The sequence below is a fragment of the Paraburkholderia atlantica genome (genome assembly GCF_009362785.1).
In the GTDB taxonomy this organism is placed as follows: Bacteria; Pseudomonadota; Gammaproteobacteria; order Burkholderiales; family Burkholderiaceae; genus Paraburkholderia; species Paraburkholderia atlantica.
Map to the genome: position 1 here is coordinate 218396 of NZ_WHNQ01000007.1, position 25241 is coordinate 243636.

The 25241-nt window shown below is 63.5% G+C and carries 24 protein-coding genes and 1 pseudogene; 6 read left to right on the forward strand and 19 right to left on the reverse strand.

What is annotated here, in order from left to right; all coding sequences use genetic code 11:
- Positions 1-107: 107 nt before the first annotated feature.
- From GCT19_RS13130 to GCT19_RS13180, 11 genes are all read right to left on the reverse strand, one after another.
- Entirely contained in the window at positions 108-902 is a 795-nt protein-coding gene (locus tag GCT19_RS13130) for an ABC transporter substrate-binding protein (RefSeq protein ID WP_152852181.1), read from the reverse strand.
- A 147-nt stretch (positions 903-1049) separates the two neighbouring features.
- Positions 1050-2132 (reverse strand): succinylglutamate desuccinylase, encoded by a 1083-nt coding sequence (gene astE, locus GCT19_RS13135; RefSeq protein WP_152852182.1) that lies wholly within the window; start codon positions 2130-2132, stop codon positions 1050-1052.
- Positions 2116-3456, reverse strand: a complete 1341-nt coding sequence (astB, locus tag GCT19_RS13140) for an N-succinylarginine dihydrolase (RefSeq protein ID WP_152852243.1) — start codon at positions 3454-3456, stop codon at positions 2116-2118. Before astB ends, astE begins: the two co-directional genes overlap by 17 nt.
- 12 nt (positions 3457-3468) lie before the next feature.
- On the reverse strand, positions 3469-4932 hold the full coding sequence (gene astD, locus GCT19_RS13145; RefSeq protein ID WP_152852183.1) for a succinylglutamate-semialdehyde dehydrogenase: 1464 nt from the start codon (positions 4930-4932) through the stop codon (positions 3469-3471).
- A 2-nt stretch (positions 4933-4934) separates the two neighbouring features.
- Complete coding sequence (gene astA / locus GCT19_RS13150) at positions 4935-5972, reverse strand: arginine N-succinyltransferase (RefSeq protein ID WP_152852184.1); 1038 nt, start codon at positions 5970-5972, stop codon at positions 4935-4937.
- Entirely contained in the window at positions 5969-7021 is a 1053-nt protein-coding gene (aruF, locus tag GCT19_RS13155; RefSeq protein WP_018432307.1) for an arginine/ornithine succinyltransferase subunit alpha, read from the reverse strand. Before aruF ends, astA begins: the two co-directional genes overlap by 4 nt.
- 67 nt (positions 7022-7088) lie before the next feature.
- A complete protein-coding gene (locus GCT19_RS13160) occupies positions 7089-8324 on the reverse strand; it encodes an aspartate aminotransferase family protein (RefSeq protein ID WP_152852185.1) in 1236 nt (411 codons plus the stop codon).
- A 306-nt stretch (positions 8325-8630) separates the two neighbouring features.
- Positions 8631-9674: a GlxA family transcriptional regulator gene (locus tag GCT19_RS13165; protein ID WP_018432309.1), complete on the reverse strand. Its 1044-nt coding sequence runs from the start codon at positions 9672-9674 to the stop codon at positions 8631-8633.
- Positions 9675-9701: 27 nt separating this feature from the next.
- Positions 9702-10493: an ABC transporter ATP-binding protein gene (locus GCT19_RS13170; protein WP_018432310.1), complete on the reverse strand. Its 792-nt coding sequence runs from the start codon at positions 10491-10493 to the stop codon at positions 9702-9704.
- An 88-nt stretch (positions 10494-10581) separates the two neighbouring features.
- Positions 10582-11295, reverse strand: coding sequence for an ABC transporter permease (locus tag GCT19_RS13175; protein ID WP_013089088.1), 714 nt, complete (start codon positions 11293-11295; stop codon positions 10582-10584).
- 5 nt (positions 11296-11300) lie between these two features.
- Complete coding sequence (locus GCT19_RS13180; RefSeq protein WP_026228067.1) at positions 11301-11990, reverse strand: ABC transporter permease; 690 nt, start codon at positions 11988-11990, stop codon at positions 11301-11303.
- A gap of 358 nt (positions 11991-12348) precedes the next feature.
- Here GCT19_RS13180 and GCT19_RS13185 point away from each other — a divergent pair, with 358 nt between their 5' ends.
- Positions 12349-12528: a hypothetical protein gene (locus GCT19_RS13185; protein ID WP_018432313.1), complete on the forward strand. Its 180-nt coding sequence runs from the start codon at positions 12349-12351 to the stop codon at positions 12526-12528.
- 37 nt (positions 12529-12565) lie between these two features.
- Here GCT19_RS13185 and GCT19_RS13190 read toward each other — a convergent pair whose 3' ends face one another.
- The 3 genes from GCT19_RS13190 to GCT19_RS13200 all read right to left on the reverse strand — a co-directional run bounded on the left by GCT19_RS13190 (position 12566) and on the right by GCT19_RS13200 (position 16238).
- Positions 12566-13519: a patatin-like phospholipase family protein gene (locus tag GCT19_RS13190; RefSeq protein WP_026228068.1), complete on the reverse strand. Its 954-nt coding sequence runs from the start codon at positions 13517-13519 to the stop codon at positions 12566-12568.
- Positions 13520-13578: 59 nt separating this feature from the next.
- Positions 13579-14130: an outer membrane protein assembly factor BamE domain-containing protein gene (gene bamE / locus GCT19_RS13195; protein ID WP_184248294.1), complete on the reverse strand. Its 552-nt coding sequence runs from the start codon at positions 14128-14130 to the stop codon at positions 13579-13581.
- Between the two features lie 506 nt (positions 14131-14636).
- Positions 14637-16238, reverse strand: a complete 1602-nt coding sequence (locus tag GCT19_RS13200; RefSeq protein WP_152852186.1) for a rhodanese-related sulfurtransferase — start codon at positions 16236-16238, stop codon at positions 14637-14639.
- Between the two features lie 333 nt (positions 16239-16571).
- Between GCT19_RS13200 and GCT19_RS13205 the strand changes: the two genes are divergently transcribed.
- A complete protein-coding gene (locus tag GCT19_RS13205; RefSeq protein WP_152852187.1) occupies positions 16572-17567 on the forward strand; it encodes an LLM class flavin-dependent oxidoreductase in 996 nt (331 codons plus the stop codon).
- A gap of 127 nt (positions 17568-17694) precedes the next feature.
- On the opposite strand, the gene GCT19_RS13210 is transcribed toward GCT19_RS13205, so the two are convergent.
- Positions 17695-18486: an SDR family NAD(P)-dependent oxidoreductase gene (locus GCT19_RS13210; RefSeq protein ID WP_152852188.1), complete on the reverse strand. Its 792-nt coding sequence runs from the start codon at positions 18484-18486 to the stop codon at positions 17695-17697.
- A 380-nt stretch (positions 18487-18866) separates the two neighbouring features.
- On the opposite strand from GCT19_RS13210, the gene GCT19_RS13215 reads away from it, so the two are divergent.
- Positions 18867-19067, forward strand: coding sequence for a hypothetical protein (locus GCT19_RS13215; protein WP_018432320.1), 201 nt, complete (start codon positions 18867-18869; stop codon positions 19065-19067).
- Positions 19068-19203: 136 nt separating this feature from the next.
- Here GCT19_RS13215 and GCT19_RS13220 read toward each other — a convergent pair whose 3' ends face one another.
- Positions 19204-20121: a LysR family transcriptional regulator gene (locus GCT19_RS13220; RefSeq protein WP_152852189.1), complete on the reverse strand. Its 918-nt coding sequence runs from the start codon at positions 20119-20121 to the stop codon at positions 19204-19206.
- Positions 20122-20249: 128 nt separating this feature from the next.
- Between GCT19_RS13220 and GCT19_RS13225 the strand changes: the two genes are divergently transcribed.
- Positions 20250-21182 carry a DMT family transporter gene (locus GCT19_RS13225; protein ID WP_152852190.1) on the forward strand — a complete coding sequence of 311 codons (933 nt, stop codon included), beginning with the start codon at positions 20250-20252 and terminating at the stop codon, positions 21180-21182.
- 7 nt (positions 21183-21189) lie between these two features.
- Here the strand turns inward: GCT19_RS13225 and GCT19_RS43305 are convergent, their stop codons facing one another.
- Entirely contained in the window at positions 21190-21447 is a 258-nt protein-coding gene (locus tag GCT19_RS43305; protein WP_152852191.1) for a GDCCVxC domain-containing (seleno)protein, read from the reverse strand.
- A gap of 382 nt (positions 21448-21829) precedes the next feature.
- On the opposite strand from GCT19_RS43305, the gene GCT19_RS42730 reads away from it, so the two are divergent.
- Together GCT19_RS42730 and GCT19_RS13235 are read left to right on the forward strand one after the other, a co-directional pair.
- Positions 21830-21976 carry a hypothetical protein gene (locus GCT19_RS42730; protein WP_013089077.1) on the forward strand — a complete coding sequence of 49 codons (147 nt, stop codon included), beginning with the start codon at positions 21830-21832 and terminating at the stop codon, positions 21974-21976.
- 359 nt (positions 21977-22335) lie between these two features.
- The gene (locus tag GCT19_RS13235; protein WP_152852192.1) at positions 22336-23397 is read left to right on the forward strand and encodes a methyltransferase; all 1062 of its coding nucleotides are present in this window, start codon (positions 22336-22338) and stop codon (positions 23395-23397) included.
- 362 nt (positions 23398-23759) lie between these two features.
- On the opposite strand, the pseudogene GCT19_RS13240 reads toward GCT19_RS13235, so the two are convergent.
- Positions 23760-23900 (reverse strand): annotated as a pseudogene (locus GCT19_RS13240) (alpha/beta fold hydrolase); the annotation flags it as partial.
- Between the two features lie 246 nt (positions 23901-24146).
- A complete protein-coding gene (locus GCT19_RS13245) occupies positions 24147-25052 on the reverse strand; it encodes a hypothetical protein (RefSeq protein ID WP_152852193.1) in 906 nt (301 codons plus the stop codon).
- Positions 25053-25241: the final 189 nt, after the last annotated feature.

Sequence of the window (25241 nt, forward strand, 5' to 3'; positions counted from 1 at the left end):
ACAGGCTTACAGGGCAATATCTCGAAATATTTGTTGAACGTTTGCGACACGCGCGCAAAAAGCAAAACGGCCGCATTAGCGGCCGTTTTGCACACTTCGATGCATCGTTACTTCAGCACGACTTTCACGTCGAAGTATTTGGCGGCGAGGCGGTCGATCGTGCCATCCGCCTTCAGCTCCTTCAACACGCCGTTCAGCGCATCCTTGAGCGCCTTGTCGTTCTTGCGCACGCCATACCCGACACCCGCACCGAGCAGTTTGTCGTCGCTGACGGCTGGACCGGCGAACTCGAAGCCCGCGCCCTGCGGCTTCTTCAGAAAGCCCTTCGATGCCGCTTCGGCGTCCTGGAACGACGCATCGAGACGGCCCGACGCGAGGTCCGCGTAGATCTGGTCCTGGGTCTGATACGGCACGACGTCGACGCCGGCCGGCGCCCAGCGTGCCTTCGCATAGGTTTCCTGGATCGTGCCCTGCAGCACGCCGACATGCTTGCCCTTCAGCGATGCGGGCGTGGGCTGCAGAGCGCTGCCCCTCTTCGCGATCATCTGATTCGGGATCGTGTAGATCGGATCGGTGAAGTCGATCGCCTGGCGACGCTGATCGGTGATCGTCATATCCGAGTTGATCGCGCTGAACTTGCGCGCTTCGAGCGCAGGGATCAGGCCGTCGAACGAATTCTCGACCCACACGCATTTGGCCTTCAGCTTCGCGCACACGGCATTGCCGACGTCGATATCGAAGCCCTGCAGCTCGCCGGCGGGCGACTTCGATTCGAACGGTGCATACGAAGCCTCGACGCCGAAGCGCACTTCCTTGATCTCAGCCGCCGACGCGGTGCCTGCGGTCAACGCAGCCGTCGCGATCAGCGGGAGCGCGGCCAGATTGGGCCAATTCTTCTTCATTTACGGGTGTTCCTTTACGGTGTTGACAGAAACGGAGCCGATCCGGCGCGAACAGGCGGTGTACGCCTGCGGCGCTTCGGACTCGCGCGGCCGGCGGGACCGGTAGGTGCGACAGCCGCGAAGCGCGCGATTGTACACGGAACCTGTCTAGACAAGCTTGGGCAGCGTCTCGGCGGTGGTATCGACGACGAGCAGGCCGGCGCGCAGGCCGGGCTTGACCGCCGGGTTCGGAAACACGATGCGCTCTTCATCGCGCTGCACCCTGTATTGATAGTCGCCGTCGCGGGCGAGCAGGGTGCCATTTGCGAGCGGCGTGAAGTTCGGCACGTCGGGCGCGAGCAGCAGCTCGAATGCGTCGCTTTGCTTGGTCAGCTGATCGACGACGGTGAACACGCGCGGCAGCGTCGCCTGCGCGCCGGCTGGTGCGTTGGCTCGCGAACCCACACGCGTGCCGGCCAGCAGCGCGCGCACCGCGAGATCCGCGCCCTCGAAGCGCGTCAGGTCGTTCTGGCCGAACGGCCGCACCTTGCCGAGTTCGAGCGTGCACGCATCAGCGCCGCACGCTTGCGCGGTGAAGTGCGAATAGGTGTTGCCCTTCGTCGTGTGCAGCAGCACCGCGCTGATACGCGCGTCACCGAGCCATTCGAACATCGCGCGCGAAAGGGGCTTGCCGGTATGCGGCAACAGTGCGAAGCGCTCGAATACCGACGCGCGGATCGCCGTATGCATGTCGATATGCCAGCGCGCGCCGGGCGCGTCGGACGCGGCGGCGAAAAAGCGCGTGGCGGCCTGTTCGAGCGCGGCCGCGCGCGGCGCTTCATGACTGTGCGGCAGTTGCAGATGACGGCCGCTGAACAGCCGGTTCAGATCGTCGTCGCGATAGCGGCCGCCGTCGCGCATCGCATCGATATTGCCGAGAATCACGAGCAGCCGGCACGCGAGCGCCGCGCGGCCGTGTGCGATATCGGCGACGATGCGCGACAGCAGTTCGATCGGCGCGGTCTCGTCGCCATGCACGCCGGCCGAGACGAGCACGCTGCGTACGTCCGCATGCTGCTCCGCGGGCTCGATGACGAGTACGCCGTCGCCCTGCCACGCCCAGCGCATACCGTTCGCGCACGTGCCTTGCGCTTGATGCGCGGCAGGCCGCGAACCCGCGAGCGTCCACGCGAGAAAATCGTCGAGCATCGCGCTCGGGGCTTGCATCGCGTAATCAGCGCTGGAAGTCATACAGCGAGCCCAGAGCGAGGATTTGCGTCAGCTCATCGAGCGCGGTGCGCGATTCGACCAGCAGTTGCGGATCGCTGAGATCGGCCGGTGCGAGACGATCGCGATAGTGCTTTTCGATCCACGCATCGAGACGGCCGAACAGTGTGTCGTCGATCCACACGCCCGGCGCAACCGCCGCGCGCTCGGTGTCGTCGAGTACGACGCGCAGACGCAGACAGGCCGGGCCGCCACCGTTCTTCATGCTCTCGCGCAGATCGAACACGAGCACCTCGTCGATCGGACCGCTGTGCGCAGTCAGCTCATCCAGATACGCGGCGACGCGCGGATTTTCGCGGCACTCCTGCGGCACGACCAGCACCTGCTTGCCATCGGGCCGCGTCAGCAACTGGCTGTTGAACAGATACGACGTCACCGCATCGGCGACGCTGACCTGCGCGTCGGGCACCTCGATCACGTTGAAGCCCGCGTGAAGGCTCGCGAGCTTCGAGCGCAGCTCGTCGTACACCGCTTGCTGATCGACGAACGCGAGCTGATGGCAGAACAGCGTGTTGCGATTGCCGACCGCGATCACGTCGTTATGGAACACGCCCGCGTCGATCACTTCCGGGTTTTGCTGCGCATACACGGTCGCCGCTTCCTGCAAGCCATGACGATGCGCGACCGCGCGGCTCGCCTCGAACGTCTGACGCGCCGGATAGCGCTTGGGCTCCGGCCCGCGACGATACTCGCTGCGGCCATACACGAAGAATTCGACGCCGCGCGCCCGGTATTGCTCGCAAAAGCGCGTGTGATTCGCCGCACCCTCGTCGCCGAGCGCAGGCGTGCCGGGCAGCGCCTCGTGCACGACGAAACGGTCGGTGTCGCTGAACATCGCACGCAGCGTGCGGCGCGTCGATTCATGCTCGATCGCGCGATGCAGCTTGCTGCACAGGTTGGCCGGCGTGAAATGCACGCGGCCGTCGTGCGTATCCGCGGACGGACTCACCGTCGCCGCGTTCGCGGTCCACATCGCCGAGGCCGAGCTCGCCGCCGCGAGCAGTTCGGGCGCGTTCTTCGCGACGCGCGCGATCACCGAAGCGTCGTCGCCGGAAAAACCGAGCTCGCGCAACAGACGCATCGACGGACGCTCTTGCGGCGGCAGCACGCCCTGATGAAAGCCGAGGTCCGCCAACTGCTTCATCTTGCGCAGACCCTGGCGCGCGGCGGCCTTCGGATTCGCGACCGACTTCTCGTTGCTCTGCGACGCGACGTTGCCGAACGACAAGCCCGCGTAGTTGTGAGTCGGGCCGACCAGGCCGTCGAAATTGGCTTCAGTGGCTTGCAGCATCGTCGATCCTTAGAATTGAAGGCCCGGCGAGACGCTCGCGGGCATGTTCAGTTGCGCGCTTTCGACAGAGGCCATCGGGTACGCGCAGTAGTCGGCCGCATAGTACGCGCTCGGCCGATGATTACCCGAGCGGCCCGGACCGCCGAACGGCGCGCCCGACGAAGCGCCATTGGTCGGCCGGTTCCAGTTGACGATGCCCGCGCGGATCGTGCGCTGGAAATGCGTCCACAGCGCTTCGTCGTCGGCGAGCAGGCCCGCGGACAGACCGAACTCCGTATCGTTCGCCTGTTCGAGCGCGTCGTCGAAGTTGCGGTAGCGGATGATCTGCGCGAGCGGGCCGAAGTGCTCCTCGTCGGGCAGGTCCTTCACGTCGGTCACGTCGAGAATCGCGGGCGTGACGAAGCCGAGTTGCGGATCGCGCTGCTCCATCTTCAACAACGCCTTCGCGCCGCTCGCGAGCAGGCGTTCCTGCGCGCTGATCAAACGCGAGGCCGCGCGCTCCGACACCACCGCGCCCATGAACGGCTGCGGCTCGGCGTTGTATTCGCCGACGCCGATGCGCGCGGTGACTTCCGTCAGGCGCGCGAGGAAACGCTCGCCGAACGCATCGTCGGGCACGAAGATCCGGCGCGCGCAGGTGCAGCGCTGCCCCGCCGATAGAAACGCCGATTGGATCGTGTGGTGCACGGCGGCGTCGAGGTCCGCGACCGGGCCGATCACAAGCGGATTGTTGCCGCCCATTTCGAGCGCCAGCACGATCTCCGGCCGGCCGCCGAACTGCTTGTGCAGCAATGTTCCGGTATCCGAACTCCCAGTGAAGAACAGCCCGTCGATCTGCCGGTGATTCGCGAGCGCGACGCCGGTGTCCTTCTCACCCTGCACCAGATTCAGCACGCCGGCGGGCAGCCCCGCATCGCGCCAGATTTGCACCGTGAGCGCCGCGACGCCGGGCGCGAGTTCGGACGGCTTGAACACGACCGCGTTACCGGCGATCAGCGCGGGCACGATATGCCCATTCGGCAGATGGCCCGGAAAGTTGTACGGCCCGAACACCGCGACCACGCCATGCGGACGATGCCGCAGCACCGCGGTGCCATCGGCCATCGCCGAGCGCTTTTCGCCGGTGCGCTCGTTGTACGACTGGATCGAGATCTCGACCTTCGCGGCCATCGACGCCGCTTCGGTGCGCGCTTCCCACAGCGGTTTGCCGGTCTCGCGGCCGATCGCTTCGGCAAGCGCTTCCTTGCGCTCGGTCACGAGCGCGGCGAAGCGGCGCACCACCGCGCAGCGCTCGTCGAGCGTCAGCGCCGACCATGCGGCGAACGCGCGGCGCGCGCTGCGTACCGCGCGATCGACGTCGTCCGCCGACGCGCTATTGCCTTGCCACACCACCGCCCCCGTGCCGGGATTGTGCGACGCGAATACAGGTCCTGTGCCGGCGGCCCATTCGCCGGCGATGAAAAGCTCGTTCATGATCATCCTTGTTTGTGTTTCACCGGCAGCACCCTAAGCGGATCGCCGGCCTTCACCCGAAGCGCGTCGGCTTCGGCCGCGCTGAGGCGGAACACACCGTTGCGCGCCACGCCCGCCACGACACCGACGCGAAAATCGCCGAGCGACGTATTCGATACCATCGACTTCAGTCCGTCCTGCGCGGCTGGCTCCGCTGCGTCGCCGATCTCGGCCGCCACCAGCACGCTCTCGCGCACCGTGCGCAAATCGGCGATATGGCATTCGAGCACCGGACCCGCATCGAAAATATCGACGTGGTTCTCGTAGCGCAGCCCTTCGGCTTCGAGCATGCGGCGCGCGGGAATCGTGTCGCTATGCGTGAGGCCGACGCAGCGCTGCGCTTCTTCCGGCAACAGCTCGACGTACACCGGATAGCGCGGCATCAGCTCGGCGAGAAACGCCTTGCGGCCGTGCGAGCTCAGATAGTCGGCGGCATTGAAATCGATCTGGTAAAAGTGCGAGCCGACCGCGCGCCAGAACGGCGACGTGCCCTGCTCGTCGAAATGGCCGCGCAGCTCCGCGCACAGACGCTGCGGAAAGCGCTCGCGAAACTGCGCGAGAAACATGAAGCGCGAGCGCGACAGCAAGCCGCCGACGCCGCTCGTCCGATAGCGCGGGCTCAGGAACAGCGAGCACACTTCCGCATAACCGGTGAGGTCGTGCGAGATGTTCAGCGCGTGCATGCGGGTCCAGATGCCGAGATCCTGGCTCGCGTGCACGACCGTGCTCACGCGATAGTTGTAGAACGGCTGCTGCAGGCCCACCTCCGCTTCGATCCCGCAGACACCGGCCACGTCGCCGGTCGCGGTGTCTTCCATCACGAAGAAATAACCGGCCTCATGCGGCTCGGCCTGATCCTCCATCGTGCGGCGCGCGCGTTCGACACGCGCCGCAAGCGCATCGCGATCCGGCTTGAAGGTGGTCAGACCCGGCCCGGTTTCCTGCGCGAGCCGCATCAGCGCATCCACATCGCCTCGTTGCACTACGCGAACGACGATCATTGCGCGTCTCCCGATTGTTCATCCTGCGGCTGATGCAGCGGCACGCAGCGCACCGTATCGCCTTCCCGTACCCCGAGCGCGGCGAGCGCCGCCTGCGACAATGCGGCGCCCGACTCCTTGTCGGACGCGAGATCGCCGAGCACGCAACGGAACTCGCCGTCGGCGCCGTTGTGCGCGATCAGGTACGTTGCACCGTGCGGCGCCGGGGCTTCGCGCACGACGCGCGTTTCGTTGTGCTTCACGCTGACGCTGCGATCCATCTGCGCGGTCAGCACCGGCCCCGCGTCGAAAATGTCGACGTAGCGATCGGTCTCGAAGCCTTCCTCGAGATGAATCTCGTACGCGAGCAGCGCATTCGCGTCCGGCTCGCCGAGCACGCGCTGCGCCGCTTCGGGCAACAGCGGCACATACACGGGATAGGTCGGCATCACCTCGGCGATGAACGTGCGGCTGCGCCCCCCCGATTCGACTTCGATGTCGGCGAAATTGCGGCCGAAGAACTTGCGGCCCACCGCTTCCCAGAACGGCGACATGCCGTTTTCGTCGGTGACGCCGAGCAGCAGCGAGAACACCTCGGGCGTGAAGCGCTTGCGATTCGCGGCGATGTACATCATCCGTGCGCGCGACATCAGCTGCGCGGCCGCGTCGCCGCGCAGCGACGGGTCGATGTAGTAGCCCGCGAGCCGGCTCTTGCCGGTCAGCTCGTGCGACATCGTCAGCGCGTGAATCTTGCGATTCACATGCAGCTCGCGCGAAGCATGAATCAGCGCATCGTTGCGAAACACGTAGAACGGGTCCGCGTAACCGGCCGCCGCGACGATGCTCGCGGTGCCCATCAACTTGCCGGTGTCCGAGTCTTCGAGCACGAACAGATAGAACTCCTCGCCCGGAAAGTCGACTTCCGCGCGAAACGAGTCTTCCGACAACGCGACGCGCGCTTCGAGCGCGCGCCGGTCGTGCGGCAGGGAATGCAGCACCGGTTGAGCGGTGCGCGCCATATGCTCGAGCGCATCGAGATCGGCAAGGCGGGCGGGACGTACGAAGTACATCATCGTTCCTGTTGAATGTGACGCATGAATCGCCGCATCAGCGTGGGCGTGCGGAGCTGCCTGAACATCAACGCGACGCCGCCTGCGCGTTCGCGCCGACGAGTTCGCCGAACGCCTTATCGAGACGCGCGAAGCCTTCGGCCATGTCGTCGAGCGGCATGATCAGCGACGGCACGAAGCGCAGCACGTCCGGGCCCGCCATCAGCATGATCACGCCGTGCTGGCCGGCCGCGGTGACGAAGTCCTTCGCGCGGCCCCGATACGCGTCGTTCAGTTCGGCGCCGATCAGCAGGCCCTTGCCGCGCACTTCGGTGAAAAGCCCGAAGCGCTCGTTCAGTTTCGCGAGGTGGCCCTTCAGCACTTCGCTGCGCGAGCGCACGCCTTCGAGCAGCTTCGGGTCGCTGACGAGCTCGACCACTTTTTCCGCGATCGCCGAGCCGAGCGGATTGCCGCCGTAGGTCGTGCCGTGCACGCCGACCTTGAAGTGCGCGGCGAGCTCTTTGGTGGTCAGCATCGCGCCGATCGGGAAGCCGTTGCCGAGCGCCTTCGCGGTGGTCAGGATGTCGGGCGTCACGCCGGTGTCCTGGTACGCGTAGAAGTAGCCGCTGCGGCCCACGCCGGTTTGCACTTCGTCGAAAATCAGCACCGCGTCGTGCTGATCGCACGCTTCGCGCAGCGCCTTCAGAAACGCCGGATCGGCCGGGATCACGCCGCCCTCGCCCTGGATCGGCTCGACGATCACCGCGCAAGTCTGCGCGCCGATCGCCTTCTTCGCCGCTGCGATGTCGTTGTACGGCAGATGCGTGATGCCGGCCGGCACCGGGCCGAAGCCTTCCGAATACTTCGGCTGGCCGCCGACGCTGACGGTAAACAGCGTGCGCCCGTGGAACGACTGCGTAAACGAAATGATTTCGTCTTTCTGCGCGCCGTGACGGTCGACCGCGACGCGGCGCGCGAGCTTCAGCGCGGCCTCGTTCGCTTCGGCGCCCGAGTTCGCGAAGAACGCGCGATCGGCGAACGTCAGGCTTTCGAGGCGCTTCGCAAGGCGCAGCACCGGCTCGTTCGTGTAGCCATTGCCGATGTGCCACAGCTTGCTGCCCTGCTCATGCAGCACCTTCAGCAGTTCCGGATGCGCATGACCGAGCGCGGTGACGGCGATGCCGCCGGCGAAGTCGATATAGTCGCGGCCTTGCGTGTCCCACACGCGCGAGCCGAGACCGCGATCCGGTACGAAGGCGGCGGGGGCAAACACCGGCACCATGACTTCGTCGAAGGTCTGGCGTGTCACAGTCAGGTCGTTCATGGCTAATCCTTTTACGGGTGACAGGTAATACAGCTAGTGTAGGAAACCGTGCGCGGCGCGTCTTGCGCATACGCGACGCTTTCTATGAGGTTCCGCGCGTCGTCCCGCCACGGCGGGTATTGCGGGTACTGTTCGTGCAGGCGTTTCGTTCGTACTTTGTGAGCGGTTCGTGTCGGGTTTGTGTCGCCCTGGTGTCGGGCTTCGGCGGTGCGGCCGCGCCGCCCGCGCCGGGCGTGCCCCTACTTCGCTTTCAGACGGCTTCCAGACCGCGTACGAGCCATGCCTGATTGCGCGCGCCGCTGTGCATCAATCGAGTTCGGGCCGCTCGATCAGCGCGGCCGGCCGCGGCTCGCTCGTGCCGCCGTGCGCGCCGGTCTGGCGGTCGATCCAGTTGCGGCGATCCTCGCGCGGCGTAACGCCGAAGCGCTCCCGATACGCATTCGAAAAATGCGCGGCCGACGAAAATCCGCACGCGAGGCTGATCTGCACGACCGATTTGCTGGTGCGCTGCAATTGCGTGCGCGCCTTCGACAGCCGCAGCCCCAGATAGTATTTGGACGGCATCGAGCCGAGATACTGGCGAAACAGCCGTTCGAGCTGCCGCCGCGACACGCCGACCAAGCCGGCGATTTCGTCGGTGGTCAGCGGGTCCTCGATATTGGCTTCCATCAGCAGCAGCGCATCGTTCAGGCGCGGATGACGCTCGCCCGGCGCGGTCACGAACGGAATGCGCTGACGCTCCTCGCCGGCGCGCAGCACGCCGACGCCGAGCGTATCGGCGATGCGCTCCGCGAGTTCGGGCCCGTGCTCGCGGCCGATCATCGCGAGCATGAAGTCGACGGTCGCCTGACCGCCCGCGCAGGTCGCGCGATCGCGGTCGATTTCGAAGATCTGCTGCGTGACGATCGAGCGTTCGAACTGTTCGGAGAACTGCTGATAGGTTTCCCAGTTCACGCTGACGCGATAGCCGGACAGCTGCCCCGCCATCGCGAGCCACCACACGCCGTGATGAATGCCGGTGACGAGCGGCGTGCGCTGGCCGACGCGCGCGAGGCTCGCGAGAAACAACCGGTAGTCGGCGAACTGCTGGAACCGCTCGCTGACGACGATCAGCCAGTCGCACGCGATCGCGTCGCCGAACGCGGCATCGGCCGGCCATTGCGCGCCGCCCGACAGCGGCACCGCGCGGCCGTCCCACGAACAGACCTGCACGCGATACAGCGCTCGGCCGTCGATTTCATTGGCGAGATTGAGCGCGTCGACGATCGGTCCGACGCCCGACATCGACACGGGCGGCAATGCGACGACCGCGACCTGAGTCGTGCGAGCCGGGCTGGACGTGCGGGCCATCGGGTGTCCGTGACAGCGAGCCGCGCGTTACTTCAGGCTGCCGGACAGGAACTGCTTCAGGCGCTCGCTGCGCGGCGCGCGCAACACCTCGGCCGGATTGCCCTCTTCCTCGGTGCGGCCCTGGTGCAGGAACATCACATGGTTCGACACGTTGCGCGCAAAGCCCATTTCGTGCGTGACCACGATCATCGTGCGGCCTTCCTCGGCGAGCTTCTGCATCACCTTCAGCACTTCACCGACGAGTTCGGGGTCGAGCGCCGAGGTCGGTTCGTCGAACAGCATCACGTCGGGATGCATCGCGAGAGCCCGCGCAATCGCCACGCGCTGCTGCTGGCCGCCCGACAGATGCGACGGGTATTGCTTCTCGAGACGCGGCGCGAGCCCGACCTTCTCCAGATATTCGCGCGCGCGGTCTTCGGCTTCCTTGCGCTTCAGACCGAGCACGTGAATCGGTGCCTCGATGATGTTCTCGATCACGTTCATGTGCGACCACAGATTGAAATGCTGGAACACCATCGCGAGCTTCGTGCGGATGCGCTGCAGCTGCTTGTGATCGGCGACTTCGAGATTGCCGGCGCGATCGGTCCTGGTCTTCACCGCCTCGCCATCGACGACGATCTGCCCGGCGTTCGGCCGTTCGAGAAAATTGATGCAACGCAGGAAGGTGCTCTTGCCCGAGCCGCTCGCGCCGATGATGCTGATCACGTCGCCCTTGTTCGCGTTCAGCGACACGCCCTTGAGCACCTCGTTGTCGCCGTAGCGCTTGTGGATGTCCTGTACGGCGAGCTTGCAAGCTTCGGTTTGAGTGGTATGGAGCAAGATGCTCTCCCTGTGAAGATACGGATCGGTCTGGTGCGGACGCCGCCGTGCGCAAGCGCGCGGCGCCCACCGCAATGTCAACGCGCGCTCAATGCGTGCGCACCGCGAGATGCGCGAGCCAGCGACGCTCGGCGCGCCGGAACAACGCAACCAGCGCAAACGACACCACGAGGTAAATTAACGCCGCGAGCCCGAACGCGTTGAACGACTGGTAGGTCGCCGAGTTCACATCGCGCGCGACCTTCAGGATGTCGGGCACCGTGGCCGTGAACGCGACCGTGGTCGCGTGCAGCATCAGGATCACTTCGTTACTGTACAACGGCAACGCGCGACGCAGCGCGGACGGTATCACAATGCGCCGGTACATCGTGAACCAGCTCATGCCGTAGGCACGCGCCGCCTCGACTTCGCCATGCGAGGTCGAGCGGATCGCGCCCGCGAAAATCTCCGTCGTGTACGCGCAGGTGTTCAACGCGAACGCGAGGATCGCGCAGTGAAAGCCGCTGCGAAAGAACGCGTCGAGCAAACTGTGCGAACGCACGAACGCGAGACTGTACACGCCGGTGTAGATCAACAGCAGCTGCACGTAGAGCGGCGTGCCGCGAAACACGTAGGTGTACAGACGTACCGGCGTCGACAGCCAGCGCTTCTTCGACACGCGCGCGACCGCGAGCGGCACCGCGCACACGAAGCCGATCGCAATCGACGCGACCAGCAGCCACAGCGTGACCGCGAGACCCGACAGGCGCTGCCCGTCCCAGAACAGATACGCCTTCCAGAATTGATTGAGGATATCGATCATGACGCTCAGAGCTCCGCGTGTCGCACGCCGATCGAATAGCGGCGGTTCAGCCAGATCAGCGCGACGTTCGAGACGGTGGTGATCGCCAGATAGATCAGCGCAGCGACCATGATGAAGAAGAACATGTTGAAGGTGCTCTTGCCCGCGTCCTGCGCGGCTTTGACGACGTCGGCGAGACCGATGATCGACACGAGCGCGGTGGCCTTCACGAGCACCTGCCAGTTGTTGCCGATGCCGGGCAGCGCGAAGCGCATCATCTGCGGAAACAGGATGCGGGTGAAGACGCGCACGCCGCTCATGCCGTACGCGCTGCCCGCTTCGAGCTGGCCGCGCGGCACCGCCAGAAAGGCGCCGCGGAAGGTTTCGGTGAAATACGCGCCGTAGATGAAGCCGAGCGTCAGCACGCCGGCCACGAAGGGATCGATGTCGAACTGCGGCAGATCGAGCGCGTCGGTCACATCGTTGACCGCGATCTGGATGCTGTAGAACAGCAGCAGCATCAGCACGAGGTCGGGCACCGAGCGGATCAGCGTCGTGTAGCCGGTCGCGACGGCCCGCAACGGCCGGTTGAACGAGAGTTTCGCCGCCGCGCCCGCGAGGCCGAGCAACACAGCGGCCGCCAGCGACAGAACGGACAGCTCGATCGTCTGCAGCGTGCCGGCGAGCAGCACGGGACCAAAGCCGTATAGGAACACGCGTGTCTCCATCCAGGTTCGTTGAATTGGCGCGGATGGCGGCTGCTGCGTAGGCGGCTCGCTGCTCCGGCATGGCGCGGAGTCTCGCAAGCTGAAATCAATTTCTCAAATGGCGCGTGGGTGCCTTGCTGCGACGCAGCATGACGCTGCCCACGCGCACTGAGCGCTCGCAGCGCTTGGTATCACGAGGGTTATCGTTTTGTCAGGTGTGCGGCGCGCGCCTGGCCGCGCCGCGATTTCGCAAAGTTCGGGTCGCTTTTTCGATAGGCCGCGGCGACCGCGTTGGCAGGCGCCCTTCCGCCCGACGCGGGCCAGCCTGACTCATATATGAGTCGTAAAGGCGCTTTGTGAAGCACATATGAATCACTCATTGGCGATCGCGCGCCAGCAGATCGAGGTCATCCTGGAGCACTGGGACGCGGTCTGCGCCGATGCGCAGTTGAGCGAGGTCGATCGCGAACTGATGTGGCGGCGCCAGTTCCTCAATCCCTTCGCGTTCGAAGGCGCCCCGGCCGAACTCGCGGTGCTGCTGCATTAGCGCGAGCGCGCCGGCTCCGACGCTGGACCGCTCGCGCTCAATCGAGCGCGAGCCGCGCGCGAATCGCCGGCAGCATGTGCTCGACCGCCGCGCGCCCCTCCTCGATGGCCGGCTCCGCGCGATGAAAATCGAAGATGCCCATGCCACCGAGACGCGGCTGGATCAGGATATCGGCCGGTTCGCCAGCGAGCCGGCTGCGCGTGATGCGCACCTGCATGATGTCGATGCTTTGCGCGATCGAGGCCAGCATCGACGGCACGTGCGCGCTCGGCTTCGGCGGCACGCGCACGTCGTCGGTGGCGCTCGCCTCGGCGGGCGCCAGCCAGCGCGGCCACGGCTTGCCGTTGCGGCGCAGCGCGACGGGCGGCGGCGCGGTGGGATCGAGCGCGGGCGTTTCAATGACCGGACCGCCGAAGTCGCGGCCGTTCAGGATGTCGTTGTTCAGATCGATCGCGATCACGCAGTCGGCGCGCATGCCGCGCGCGACCGACACTGGCACCGGGTTGCACAGCCCACCGTCGACGAGCCACACGCCGTTGTGCCAAACCGGCGTGAAGATGCCCGGAATCGCAATCGACGCGCGCACCGAGTCGACCGTGCTGCCGTCCTGCAGCCAGATTTCGCGGCCCGTGTCGAGTTCGGTCGCGACTGCCGCGAACGGCATGTTCAATTGCGCGATCGAGCGGCCGGCGAATTTGTCGGCGAATAGCTGGATCACCTTGCGCCCGCCGAGCAGGCCGCCCGAGATGCGCAGATCGAGCAGCCGCACCACCGTCTGCCACGTCAGACGCGACACCCACTCCTCGAGCCAGTCGAGATCGCCGTTCGCATAGACGGCGCCGACCAGCGCGCCGATCGACGTGCCGCACACGACGTCGGGCTTGATGCCCGCGTCCTGCAGCGCGCGAATCGCGCCGATATGCGCCCAGCCGCGCGCGGCGCCGCCCCCCAACACCAGCCCGATCCGGCTGTATCGACGTCGACGTATCATGCCTACCCCGCTCTTTCGGCCCGCTTATCCGGCCGTCTTCTAATCGACATTCTTCCCACCTATCGCCCACGGATCACGTCCGAGCGTGACGTGGTGTACACCCTCTGGTTCCGGTCGAAGTGAACGTTGAAGATGCCTTCCTCGGTCACGCCGCCCTCGCGCCATTTCCAGCTCCACACGGTTTCCGGCTTCAGTGGAAACACCGCGACCTGTCCAGGCTTACCAAGCAATCGACGCACCTCGTCCTCGGTCATGCCGGAGCGGATCTTCGCGAAGTTGTCGGCCGTCAGCACCTGCGTGATCGCCTGCAGCTTGCCGTCGCGATCGATATCGACCATGTAGGTGTTGAGGCCTTGCGGGCCGCGCGGATACTCGAAGCGCTTCGAGCCGTCGGTGAAGGTGCGGGTGGTCTCGGGCTTGCCCATCTGCGCGAGGATTTGCGCTTCGGTCGTGACGCCCGGCGTCATGTTCTTGAGCAACAGCGCGTCCGGTTTGACGGCGTTGAAAAAGTCCTTGAGTTTTTGCACGGCTTGATCGCTCTGCTGTTGGTCGCAGCCGGTCAGCGCAACACACGCTATCAGCAGCGTGACGCCCAGCGGTTTGAGGCTCACTTCGATTCCTGTCCGGATACGCGGGATCTGCGGTCGCTGCGCATGGCCGGTCTGTAGTGTGTACTACAAGGATAACCGCGCACGGACAAAACCGCGAGCAACGCAGGCGCGACAAGTGCGGCTACGCACGCAACGTGTTGCGCGCAGCGCTAAAGATCGGCTGGGGAGTGGTTGAAATGGGTACGCCAGAAGCAAAAAGGCGACGCTGTGTGCAGCGTCGCCATGTCGGTCGATACGATCAACCGGAAGTGACGGCGGCTCATCGGCCGCCTTGCGCGAAGCACCGCGGACGACGCGCAGCGGCCTGCTCCGGACGAAGCGATGAGCAACCTTGGCTACTCACCTTGCGCCATCGCCGAATGACAAACCGCTGCCTTTTACGGCCGCCCTGGTCCCTCGATAAGCCTTCCAGATGCCGATAATCTAAACGCATCGGAGGCTTTCGACGAGAGCGCGTTTACACCGAATCGGCAGAAGATTCGCGCGGCCGCCGGATGGCCGGCCTGTCAAATCACCCGAAAGCCGTGCGTGCCGTCACGCGCCAGTTGCGCGACGAGCCCATGCTCCCACTCCAGATGCGCGCTCATCGCTTCGCGCGCGTTCTCAGTGCCCTCATACGGCCGCTGATAACGATCGATGCGCGGCGACGCCATCCGCGCGCCGCCCGACTCCACCGGCAAGCCCGCGTCGATCCACGCGCGCGTGCCGCCGCGCAGCACCTGCACCGGCCGCTCGGTCGCCGCCGCGAGCTCCGGCGCGACGAAGCGCGCGAGCACGTCGCTGCCGCACGTCACCACATAGCGCTTCGCATCGGGCAGCGTGCGCAGCGCGTCGGCAAGCTGGCTGCGGATCACGAACCAGGCGCCCGGAATGTGCCGCTTCAGATAATTCGTGCTGCTCGCGAAGTCGAGCACGACGGTTCCCGGCGACTGCAACAGCGCGGCGAGCTCGGCCGGCTCGATCTCGTCGACGTCGGGCGGCGTCACCGCGTTGCGCACGAGCGGCGCCACGCCCTTTTCGGCGAAATCGCCCGCCGTCAGGCCATCGACCACGAACACCTCGACGTTCATCTGCGCGAGCCACGATGCGGTCATGTTCGCGCGCACGCCGTCGTTGTCCGCGAGGATCACGCGCGCGCCGCGCACCGTCACGAACAGGTCGGTTTCCTGCACGAGCTGACCGCCCGGCGCGCTGCGAAAGCCGGGCACGTGGCCTGCCTCGTATTCCTCGGGCGTGCGCACGTCGAAGCGATACACGGTGCGCACCGCCTCGTCGGCCCAGCGGCGCGCTTCGTCCCGCGAGGTGCGGCGCACGCGCGCCCGGTCGGCAAGCACGCGCGCGCCGTCGGCCGCGGCGAGACGGGATACGTCGTCGACCGCGCCTTCGACGCGCCGCGTGCTGCCATGCGCGAGCGGCTGACCGGCGAGCGTCCAGCCCATCGTGCCGTTGCGCAGCGCGGCCACCGGATTGGGCACGCCCGCATTGATCAGCGACTGCGCGCCGATGATGCTGCGCGTGCGTCCCGCGCAATTGACGATGATGCGCGTGGCCGGGTCCGGCGCGAGCTGTCGCGCGCGCAGCACCAGCTCCGCGCCCGGCACGCTGATGCTGCCGGGAATGTTCATGGTCTGAAACTCGTCGAAGCGGCGCGCGTCGAGCACCACGACATCGGCCTCGCGATCGAGCAGCGCCTGCACCTGCTGCGCGGACAGCGACGGCGTATGACGCACGCTTTCGACCAGTTCGCCGAACGCCTTGCTCGGCACGTTGACATCCTTGAACAACTCGCCGCCCGCTTCGCGCCAGCCTTGCAGACCGCCTTCGAGCAATGCGACGTTGCTATAGCCGAGCTCGTCGAGGCGTTCGGCCGCGCGCCTCGCGAGGCCTTCGCCGGCATCGAACACGACGATCGGCACGGCGAGGCGCGGCAGCCGCAGCGGCGCATCGAGTTCGAGCCGCGACAGCGGCAGATTGGCGGCGAACAAAGGATGACTGCGCGCGTGCGGATCTTCCTCACGCACGTCGATAAGCGCGATCTCCTCGCGGTCGAGCAATGCGTGGCACACGTCTTGGAATGACCGGGTACGAAACTCTTTGACGACATTCATGGGATCGGGAACTCCTTCGCTACATTCCAGATTTCGGGCAACGGGTCGCGTCACCGTACCGAATACTTAAACCGTACTCTCGAATTCCGATCGGCGCACGGTCAGTCATGGGATTGCTTATTCGAGCGAACTGCGATTGCGAAGCACCGCCGCGCGAACACGCTACGCAAGCGCAATTTCCGCGCCACGCGTCGCCCCTCGTCGCGGCTCGGCGCGCCTCACCGATGCTGGCGACCCTTCGGCCATCAGGGGCATCGCCGCGCCGCCAGCAGAAAAGCCGCCGCTTTGCCACAATGCCCCATCGCGCGAAAGCGCCATCGCAATCAATAGACAATGATCCCTTTCTCGGTTCTCGATCTTTCGCCGGTCACCGCGGGTGCCACGCCCGCTGACGCGTTCAGGAACACACTGTCACTCGCGCAACACGCCGAAAAGCTGAACTACAAGCGTTACTGGCTCGCCGAGCATCACAACATGACCGGCATCGCGAGCGCGGCGACCTCGGTCGTGATCGGCTACGTGGCCGGCGGCACGAAGACGATTCGTGTCGGCTCCGGCGGCATCATGCTGCCGAACCATGCGCCGCTCGTGATCGCCGAACAGTTCGGCACGCTCGCGTCGCTGTATCCGGGGCGGATCGATCTCGGCCTCGGCCGCGCGCCCGGCACCGATCAGACCACGGCCCGCGCGCTGCGCCGCGATCTGCAAGCAAGCGCCGAAACCTTCCCCGACGATGTCGTCGAATTGCAACGCTACTTCGCCGAACCGGTCGCCGGCCAGCGCATTCGCGCGGTGCCGGGCGCAGGCCTCAATGTGCCGCTGTGGCTGCTCGGCTCGTCGCTGTACAGCGCGCAACTGGCCGCGGCGCTCGGGTTGCCGTTCGCGTTCGCGTCGCACTTCGCGCCCGATTACATGATGAGCGCGCTACAGGTGTATCGCTCGCAGTTCCGGCCGTCCGCGACGCTGGCGAAACCGTATGCAATGGTCGGCGTCAATCTGTTCGCCGCGGACACCAACGAGGAGGCCGCGCGCCTGTTCACGTCGCTGCAGCAACAGTTCATTAATCTGCGGCGCGGCACGCCGGGGCAATTGCAGCCACCGGTCGAGCGGCTCGACGCATCGGAGATGGAGCTGAACAACGTCGCGCGTGCGCTCGCATGCACGGTGCTCGGCGATCGCGACGCAATCCGCGAAGGTCTGCAATCGATCATCGAGCAGACCGGCGCGAACGAGCTGATGCTGACCGCGCAGATTTACGATCACGAAGCGCGGCTGCGCTCGTTCGAGATCGGCGCCGAGGTGCGCGACGAATTAATGGCGGTCAAATAAGCGATTCGCGAACCGATCGGCCGACACGGCCTCGCACGAAAAAAGGGCGGCTCATGGCGAGCCGCCCTTGTCTTTTGCACCGAGTTGGACCGGCCGCATGAAAAACCGGCTCCATGCCGGCGTTGCGCTAGAAGGCGCTCTTTACAACGCCCCCGTCGGCCCGCAACGCAGCTCCCGTGGTGGCCGACGAAAGCGGACTGGCGATATAGGCCACCAGCGACGCGACTTCCTGCGGCGAACCGAATCGCTTGATCAGCGAAGTGGGACGGACCTTCTCGAAAAACTCTTTTTCGAACGCTTCGAATGATTTGCCATCGGCCTTGGCAAGGGACTCCACGAATTCACCCACTCCGCGCGATTTCGTCGGCCCCGGCAGCACGCTATTGACTGTAATGCCCGTACCGGCGACGGCTTCGGCGAGCCCGCGCGCGACCGCCAGCTGCGCGGTTTTCGTCATCCCATAGTGGATCATTTCGGCTGGGATCTGCACGCCGCTTTCGCTCGAGATGAAAATGATGCGCCCCCAGTTGGCCTGCCTCATCGCAGGCAAGTACAGGCGGGCGAGCCGTACCCCGCTCAAGACGTTGACGTCGAAGAACCGCAGCCAGTCCGCGTCGGGGATCTCTTCAAACGGCTTGGGCTCGAAGATGCCCAGGTTGTTGACCAGAATTTCGACGCCCGGATAGCGTCGCGCGAGTTCTTCTGCCGAAGCGGCGGTACTGAGATCGCCGGCGAACCCCTGCACGTCGCCGCCCGTCTGCGCTTTCAGCTGCGCGACCACGTCATCCACGGATGACTGCGAGCGGCCGTTCACGATTACGCGGGCGCCTTCCTGCGCCAACGTGCTGGCGATAGCGAGACCGATGCCGGCTGTGCTGCCGCTCACCAGTGCGAGTTTGCCTGTCAGATTCAGGTCCATGGGTGTTTTCCTTTCAATGGATGAATTAAGAATCGCGACGTCGGGTACAGTTGCTTTCGAACAGCAAAAAGACTAGATGATCTGGCGGCGATGGCCGGGAGCAGCAAAACGTGTATGTGCGGGAACGCACATGAGTGACAGACGCACAGCGAAGCAGGCAGATCTGAAGTACGTGAAGGAGCAGGAAAACGAGGCCATGTCAGCGATTTTCCGACTTCGTTTGGCTGAGTGATGGTCGCGCCCGAACTCGCATCATCGCGATTCGCCTTGGGACACGCTCTGCGCGGGTCACGCCCGGATGGCATGACATATGCCTACTGTGCTTTAAGCAGCCGGCCGCTTGTATGTTTCTACAACCCTCTTGTTCAAGGAGACACCCCATGAACACACTGACCATCGACGACATCCAGAACTGTGCGGAACTTGATCGCGAGGAGATGACCAACATTCAGGGTGGCCGGATGAAGCTACCCGGCCAGCACGTCGGCTCGATCCTCACGACCGCCGATGGCGACCCTGTCGCCGTCTATGTCGACGGCGTGCTGCAAAACTCCGTTACCGACGGCTTCTACCACGGCTAATAGAAAGGCGGCGCGCAGTCCTGCGCGCCCGATGCCACAGGCGGGGCCAGCGCGTGCGCGACGGCTCCGTCCTGACGACGTCTTGATTCCTGCCGCGTCGGGTCGCGTGGTGTCGTAAGCAGTCATCGAGCGCTCGTTACATGTCGTGGAGGTGACTCACCAGGTAATCGATCAGCGCGCGTGCTCGCGACGGTAAAAATCGATTCGGCGGATACAGCAGCCAGACCGGTCCCATATAGGGACGCGCCTCGAACTCCCAGTCGGTCAGCACACGAACGATGTCGCCAGCCGAAATCGCCTGCGCAGCGACAAAATCGGGCAAGCTCGCAATGCCCAGGCCATTCAGCGCTGCATCCAACCGCGCGCTCGCATCGTTGGCGATGTAGCGCCCCTTGACTTCGACCGTCTGCGTCTCGGAGTCGCGGCGGAAATGCCATCGATTGTCGTCGACCGTCTCCCCTAGATACATGCATGCGTGCCGCGCAAGGTCGCGCGGCTCGGCCGGCGTTCCTCGCTCCGCGAGATACGCAGGTGACGCGCATAGAAGCCATTTGACCGCGCCAAGTCGCCGCGCAGCAAGGCCGGGCGGAGGCGAACGCGTGAGCCGGATCACCAGATCGACATCGTCGCGCAGCGGATCGACATCGTGATCGGCGAAGACCAGATGGACATCCACGTCGGGCCACCTGCGCAGAAATTCGGGAACGAGCGGATGGATGACCGATCTGGCAAATGAAATCGGCGCGCTGATGCTGACCTTGCCTCGCGGATCACCTACTCCTTGTCCAGCGACGTCGACGGCGCCCGACGCCGCGCCGACCATATCCCGGCAATACCGGTAAATCTGCGCGCCCGGGTCCGTCAAACGGATGCTACGGGTCGAGCGCTCGAGCAAGCGCGTGCCAAGCGAGTCCTCGAGCCGCTTGATCTGCCGACTGACAGTCGACGGTGTACTGCCCAGTTGCCGCGCCGCAATGGAGAAGTTGCCGGCGTCGACGACCCTCGCAAACATTGCCATGTCGGGCAGCAACGCAAAAAGCTCATTGGGATTCATCGCGATCCTCGCACCTGTTCTTACATTTGTGCATTTCAAACATAAAAGATGTTCCGCTGCCGCGGATTATAGTTTTCAGTGCAATACCCGACAATTCGGACCATCCGAATGAAAACAGAAGGTCCGTCATGTCGAAGCAAAAGAGCGCGTTATGGATATCCGACCTCATGCTGCTTGCGGTCGCGATGGTGTGGGGGACGAGCTATGGGGTTGTGAAAGGCGCGCTCACGGTCTATCCGGTGCTCGGTCTGCTGGCGTTGCGCTTCGGGCTGACGTTCGTCTTGTTGTCGCCGGCGTTGCGCTCGCTGCGGCACGTCAAAGCGTCCGCCTTGCTGGGTGCGCTCGCTTCCAGCGCAATCCTGCTCAGCATCTTTTTGGCCGAGACATTCGGTATCGCGCACACGCGTGCGTCGAATGCGGCGTTCCTTATCAGTCTGTGTGTCGCGCTGACGCCGCTGGTCGAATGGGTGCTGCTGCGACGAAAGCCTTCGAGCGGCGAATGGATCGCCGTGGGCCTGTCGTTGACGGGTGCCGCGTTCGTCAGCGGAGGCGTGATGATTCCGGGCGCAGGCGATGCGCTGATTCTGGTTGCGGCGTTGCTGCGTGCGCTGATGGTCTGCGTGACCAAGCGTGTGATGCGCGAATCGAAACTTGCGCCGTTGTCGGTGACGGCGCTCCAGGCTGGCGTCGTCGCACTGGGCAGTGTCCTCGCGGTGTTCGTGTTGCCGTCACAACATTGGCATGCGCTGCCGTCGCTCGGTGGGCACGGCGACTTCTGGGCGAGCATCGCTTACCTCGTGCTCGCCTGTACGTTGTTCGCATTCTTCGCACAGAACTTTGCAGTCAAGCGCAGTAACCCAACGCGGGTCGCTTTGCTGATGGGCAGCGAGCCCGCGTTTGGTGCGCTATTCGCATACGTATGGCTGGGTGAGCATCTTTCGGCCTCGGCGTGGTTCGGCGGAGGTCTGATGGTGCTTGCATCGGTGCTGGCGGCGGTGCCATTTAAAAGGGACGCCAACGCGAAGCTCGACATGCATCCCGCGACTTCGGTCGACGCTTAGCCTACTTTCAGGCTACGCGTTGACCGCAAGGCCCGGCTTGAGTGACAGATTTCGCGCAGCACGCACCTGCCTCTTGCATGGACGGGCACTTGACCGAGCCATACGAACAGAAGACACAGCAGTCGCCGGGCTTCGGAGAAAGCAAGGTTTGGCAGCTCGGGCATTCGTAGAAGTAGACGCAGGCGTCGGTCGGCATCGTCACGTCTGACATGCACCGGCAGTGCGGACAGGTCAACGCGGACTCGAGGATCGGTGAGGTTTGCATGGATCTTGTCTACATCCGTACTCCTTACACATCTCAATGTTAGCGCCGGTAACCGTCGCGGGGCGTGCGCAAAGTCCTTGCCGCATCGAAGTCCATCATCCCGATGCGATACCTGTCACAAATAACCATTGCGGTGGAATAAAGGCGCGCCGTTGGCGTTCGTAGGTTAGGCGTCGCGTGCAAGAGCGCGGAGCCGTGGAACCGCGAAACGGAATCGTCGGCCGCGCACAGCGGTTGCTTGCCCGTTTTGTAGAAGGTTTGCCTGTCCTTTTTGTAACCAACGCCGGCGTCGCGGGACTTGCCGCCAGCGATCCGCGACTCGCCGGCTCAACGCGTGGCCGCGCGGCAAGTCAGTCGCGTTGGCTGTGCAGGAGAGTTCTACATGAAAGTATCAAGATTGTTATCGGCCGTATCCGTGATCATCGCGCTAGGCGTCGCATCGTTGTCGTTGGCCGCGTGCCAGTCCACGGGCGGCGACATGGGCTCGTCGGGCAGCAGCAGCGGCGCCACCAGCAGCGGTGGCTATTGATGCGCGCCCGCGCGACCGTCGGCGTCGCGTGAACTTCGAAGCGGAAGTGATACCGCGGCTCCCTTAGCCGCCGCGCTATGCGCGTGCGCTGACGTGCCCTCGGTCTGGGCGGTCAGCCTGACCGGAACAGCCCGATCGGCTTACGCTGATCGGGCTGTCTCCTTTTGGTGAGATCGTCGTGGATACGGGACAAATATTCGCTCGAACCTCAGTCAGCGGTTCGCTCACAAACACAGTTCAGCCTTAGCCGCTACATAAGGTGTTCGACTTCGCTCCGTACGGTGGCGAACATTAAAAGAATTTGGCCCGCCTACGATGGGAGCAGGCACTTCACCCGCCCTTCCGCTCCGGGAGCAACGATGGCCAACATACCACCCGTGGTTCGGCAGGAGTCTGGGGCTGCCTCCACGAATCAGCGCGAACCCTCTCCTGAACGGTTGCTCCAACTGGGCATGGGATTCTGGGCGACCAAGACGCTGTTGTCAGCAGTCGAACTCGGCGTATTCACACGCCTTGCGATCGCGCCTCAGAACGCTGAGGAACTGAGAGAAGCAGTCGGACTGCATCCGCGCTCGGCACTCGATTTTCTCGATGCGCTGGTCGCTTTGAATCTGCTGGAACGCGAAAACGGGAAATACCGCAATACACAGGATGCCGAGCTTTTTCTGGACAAGGCCAAGGCAAGCTACGTGGGTGGATTGCTGGAAATGGCCAACGCTCGGCTGTATCCGTTTTGGGGCTTGCTGACGGAAGCGCTTCGCACGGGGATGCCGCAAAATGAGATCAAACACGGCGGCAACCCCTTCGATGCACTCTATCGCGACGAGCCGTCACTGCGAGGCTTCCTGCAAGCGATGACCGGGATCAGCCTAGGCCCAGCCAAGGCGATGGCGCAAAAATTTCCCTGGCAAAACTACCGCACTTTCCTCGACATTGGCGCGGCGCAAGGAGCCTTGCCCGTAGAGATCGCACTCGCGCATCCCCACTTGCGTGGCGGTGGTTTCGACCTGCCAGTAGTGGGCCCTGTGTTCGAGCAGTACGTGGCGTCGCACGGCCTGCAGGAGCGGCTAAGTTTCCATTCGGGCGACTTCTTCAAAGATCCGTGCCCCTCGGCAGACGTGCTGGTGATGGGACACATCCTCCACGACTGGGACCTTGCGCAGAAGATGGAGCTCCTCACGAAGTGCCACGCAGCGCTGCCTCCCGGAGGGTGCCTGATCGTCTACGACGCAGTGATCGACGATGAGCGCAGGCAGAATGCCTTCGGCCTTCTGATGAGCTTGAACATGCTTATCGAGACGCCGGGCGGTTTCGACTATACCGGTGCGCAATGTTGCGCATGGATGAAGGAGGTTGGCTTCACACAGGTTCGCGTCGAGCCGCTCGCTGGCCCGGATTCAATGGTGATCGGAACCAAATAGAAGCGTGGGGAGTGCCGTGGCATTTTCCAGGACGGGGCGCTGGTAGCGCCATGCCGGCACGGAACTGGCCCGATGTACTCATTCAGTCGTCGATGGACTCGTCTTCTGCCACCGCGGTCACTCGCGCGATCAGAACACCGCGGTCCACGCTCAAAAGCCCGTGATCAGAAATTCTGTCCTAGCTTGCGGTTGTATGCCGTCAAGCGGTCAAACAGGTGTAGTTCGAGATTGCTGCCGCTGAACTGGTAGAGACGAAATTTTTTCTTCGCGAGCGCGCCCGTGGACATGCGCGCACCGAACGCCCCGACGACACATGCAAGATCATAGGCAACCGATAATTCATTGTCAGGTCATGAAAGAGTGCCCCGTTCAGGATAATGGCCGAGCTTCTCCCGCACTTCGGGCGGCGCCCCATCCTTGCCGATCGCAGTGGTGTCCTTCTGACCGATCAACAGCAACGTCGGCATGCTAAGCTGCCCCAGCTCATAAAAAACCGGCTGCGTGCAACTGTTGACACCAATAACTTTTCGCCGACGCCGTCCAAATCCTTATCCGATAAGGGGTTGAGCGCAATTCAGTTGGGCCAGAGGCAGCAAAATGGTTGTTCGCGGACTTCTAGGGAACGGCGGTTCCCGACCCGAAGCAGCCGATCGCCTTTCTCGGAAGCGGTCGCTCGATCTGCTGAGATCTACATCCAGTGGGAGAGGAGGCTACTGCTTGCGCGAAACTCCTAGGACCTGCGATGGTCGTCATGGAAAACTGTCCGATGCACACTCTAGACAGCCAGATGAGCAGAAGTATTTTCCGCTTTCATTGAATTCCCCATCTTCCGGATGGTAAAAATTCTCACACTGAATACACCGACGAACGAAGCTATCTTCGTGACAAGCAGTGCATTTCCCGGCATAGAGCTGCTGCTTTTGTTCATTCAAAGCTTCGACAATATACGTGTGATTGTGGCAAACATGACATTTAATCAACCTCACTTCGTGCTCTACATCAAGAGAGTCAAAGCAGTTGAGGCAGATCAGATACTCCATTCCATCTGCGCCTATCAGTCCAAAAAATTCTCCGGTTATTACAGTACGCTGCTGGCAGGTCAAGCAAGGCCTGACATCCATCTTATGCACGTTTTTTAGCTGCTCCACGAATCCTTGGACGCCTTTTCCCCACATTCTATTTTTCGACATAACGGAAGGCAAGCCGTAACTCCTCTCAAACAGCAGTCCACCGAAATCAGAATGCCATGTGCTATGAATAAAATAAAGTGTTTTTACTACGTTTATGGCAAGTTCATCCGGTGAACCGGTGTGCTGCGCTTTGTGCAGAATCGAGTTTCTGGCATCCAAGAGGTTAACAAGCTCACGCTTCACGCCGAAAGACCATGTCCTCGTAGAGTAGTAAAGATTCAATATCTGAGAAAAATCAATGTATTCATTTTGCCCGATTCCATTCTTTTTCTTTCGAATTTGATCGATTCTCCCCTTCTTTGTGAAATAAAATTTAAGAAAAAGTTCTAGAGCAATCTGCGCATTGACGGCCGCAAACTTTAGATACTTACGATCCCTATCCGCTCGCTCAAGAAGTTCGAAGGAGAACATGGAAAAGTCTACGAATCCATCTTGAAGCTGATCTACGTTTGGAAGTGATTTCATGTAAGCGCGTGATATTTTCTATATCTGTTTCGATCGATTGCTTTGACGTAATCGACTACCGGGCCGCTGATGTAATCGGTGTCGGCGATTTCGGCTGAGGCGTCGAATGTTCGCTTGTGTCCGCACTGCCGTCTCACGACCGAGCGTGACGGTGCTTGTCGGGTCCATAATGCAAAATACTTTACCCGA

Bases quoted from the DNA above. Each gene is read 5' to 3' on its own strand.
- GCT19_RS13130 (WP_152852181.1), bottom strand. From the start codon at position 902: ATGAAGAAGAATTGGCCCAATCTGGCCGCGCTCCCGCTGATCGCGACG.
- astE (WP_152852182.1), bottom strand. From the start codon at position 2,132: ATGACTTCCAGCGCTGATTACGCGATGCAAGCCCCGAGCGCGATGCTC.
- astD (WP_152852183.1), bottom strand. From the start codon at position 4,932: ATGAACGAGCTTTTCATCGCCGGCGAATGGGCCGCCGGCACAGGACCT.
- astA (WP_152852184.1), bottom strand. From the start codon at position 5,972: ATGATCGTCGTTCGCGTAGTGCAACGAGGCGATGTGGATGCGCTGATG.
- aruF (WP_018432307.1), bottom strand. From the start codon at position 7,021: ATGTACTTCGTACGTCCCGCCCGCCTTGCCGATCTCGATGCGCTCGAG.
- GCT19_RS13160 (WP_152852185.1), bottom strand. From the start codon at position 8,324: ATGAACGACCTGACTGTGACACGCCAGACCTTCGACGAAGTCATGGTG.
- GCT19_RS13165 (WP_018432309.1), bottom strand. From the start codon at position 9,674: ATGGCCCGCACGTCCAGCCCGGCTCGCACGACTCAGGTCGCGGTCGTC.
- GCT19_RS13175 (WP_013089088.1), bottom strand. From the start codon at position 11,295: ATGATCGATATCCTCAATCAATTCTGGAAGGCGTATCTGTTCTGGGAC.
- GCT19_RS13185 (WP_018432313.1), top strand. From the start codon at position 12,349: ATGAATCACTCATTGGCGATCGCGCGCCAGCAGATCGAGGTCATCCTG.
- GCT19_RS13190 (WP_026228068.1), bottom strand. From the start codon at position 13,519: ATGATACGTCGACGTCGATACAGCCGGATCGGGCTGGTGTTGGGGGGC.
- GCT19_RS13200 (WP_152852186.1), bottom strand. From the start codon at position 16,238: ATGAATGTCGTCAAAGAGTTTCGTACCCGGTCATTCCAAGACGTGTGC.
- GCT19_RS13205 (WP_152852187.1), top strand. From the start codon at position 16,572: ATGATCCCTTTCTCGGTTCTCGATCTTTCGCCGGTCACCGCGGGTGCC.
- GCT19_RS13210 (WP_152852188.1), bottom strand. From the start codon at position 18,486: ATGGACCTGAATCTGACAGGCAAACTCGCACTGGTGAGCGGCAGCACA.
- GCT19_RS13215 (WP_018432320.1), top strand. From the start codon at position 18,867: ATGAACACACTGACCATCGACGACATCCAGAACTGTGCGGAACTTGAT.
- GCT19_RS13220 (WP_152852189.1), bottom strand. From the start codon at position 20,121: ATGAATCCCAATGAGCTTTTTGCGTTGCTGCCCGACATGGCAATGTTT.
- GCT19_RS13225 (WP_152852190.1), top strand. From the start codon at position 20,250: ATGTCGAAGCAAAAGAGCGCGTTATGGATATCCGACCTCATGCTGCTT.
- GCT19_RS43305 (WP_152852191.1), bottom strand. From the start codon at position 21,447: ATGCAAACCTCACCGATCCTCGAGTCCGCGTTGACCTGTCCGCACTGC.
- GCT19_RS42730 (WP_013089077.1), top strand. From the start codon at position 21,830: ATGAAAGTATCAAGATTGTTATCGGCCGTATCCGTGATCATCGCGCTA.
- GCT19_RS13235 (WP_152852192.1), top strand. From the start codon at position 22,336: ATGGCCAACATACCACCCGTGGTTCGGCAGGAGTCTGGGGCTGCCTCC.
- GCT19_RS13245 (WP_152852193.1), bottom strand. From the start codon at position 25,052: ATGAAATCACTTCCAAACGTAGATCAGCTTCAAGATGGATTCGTAGAC.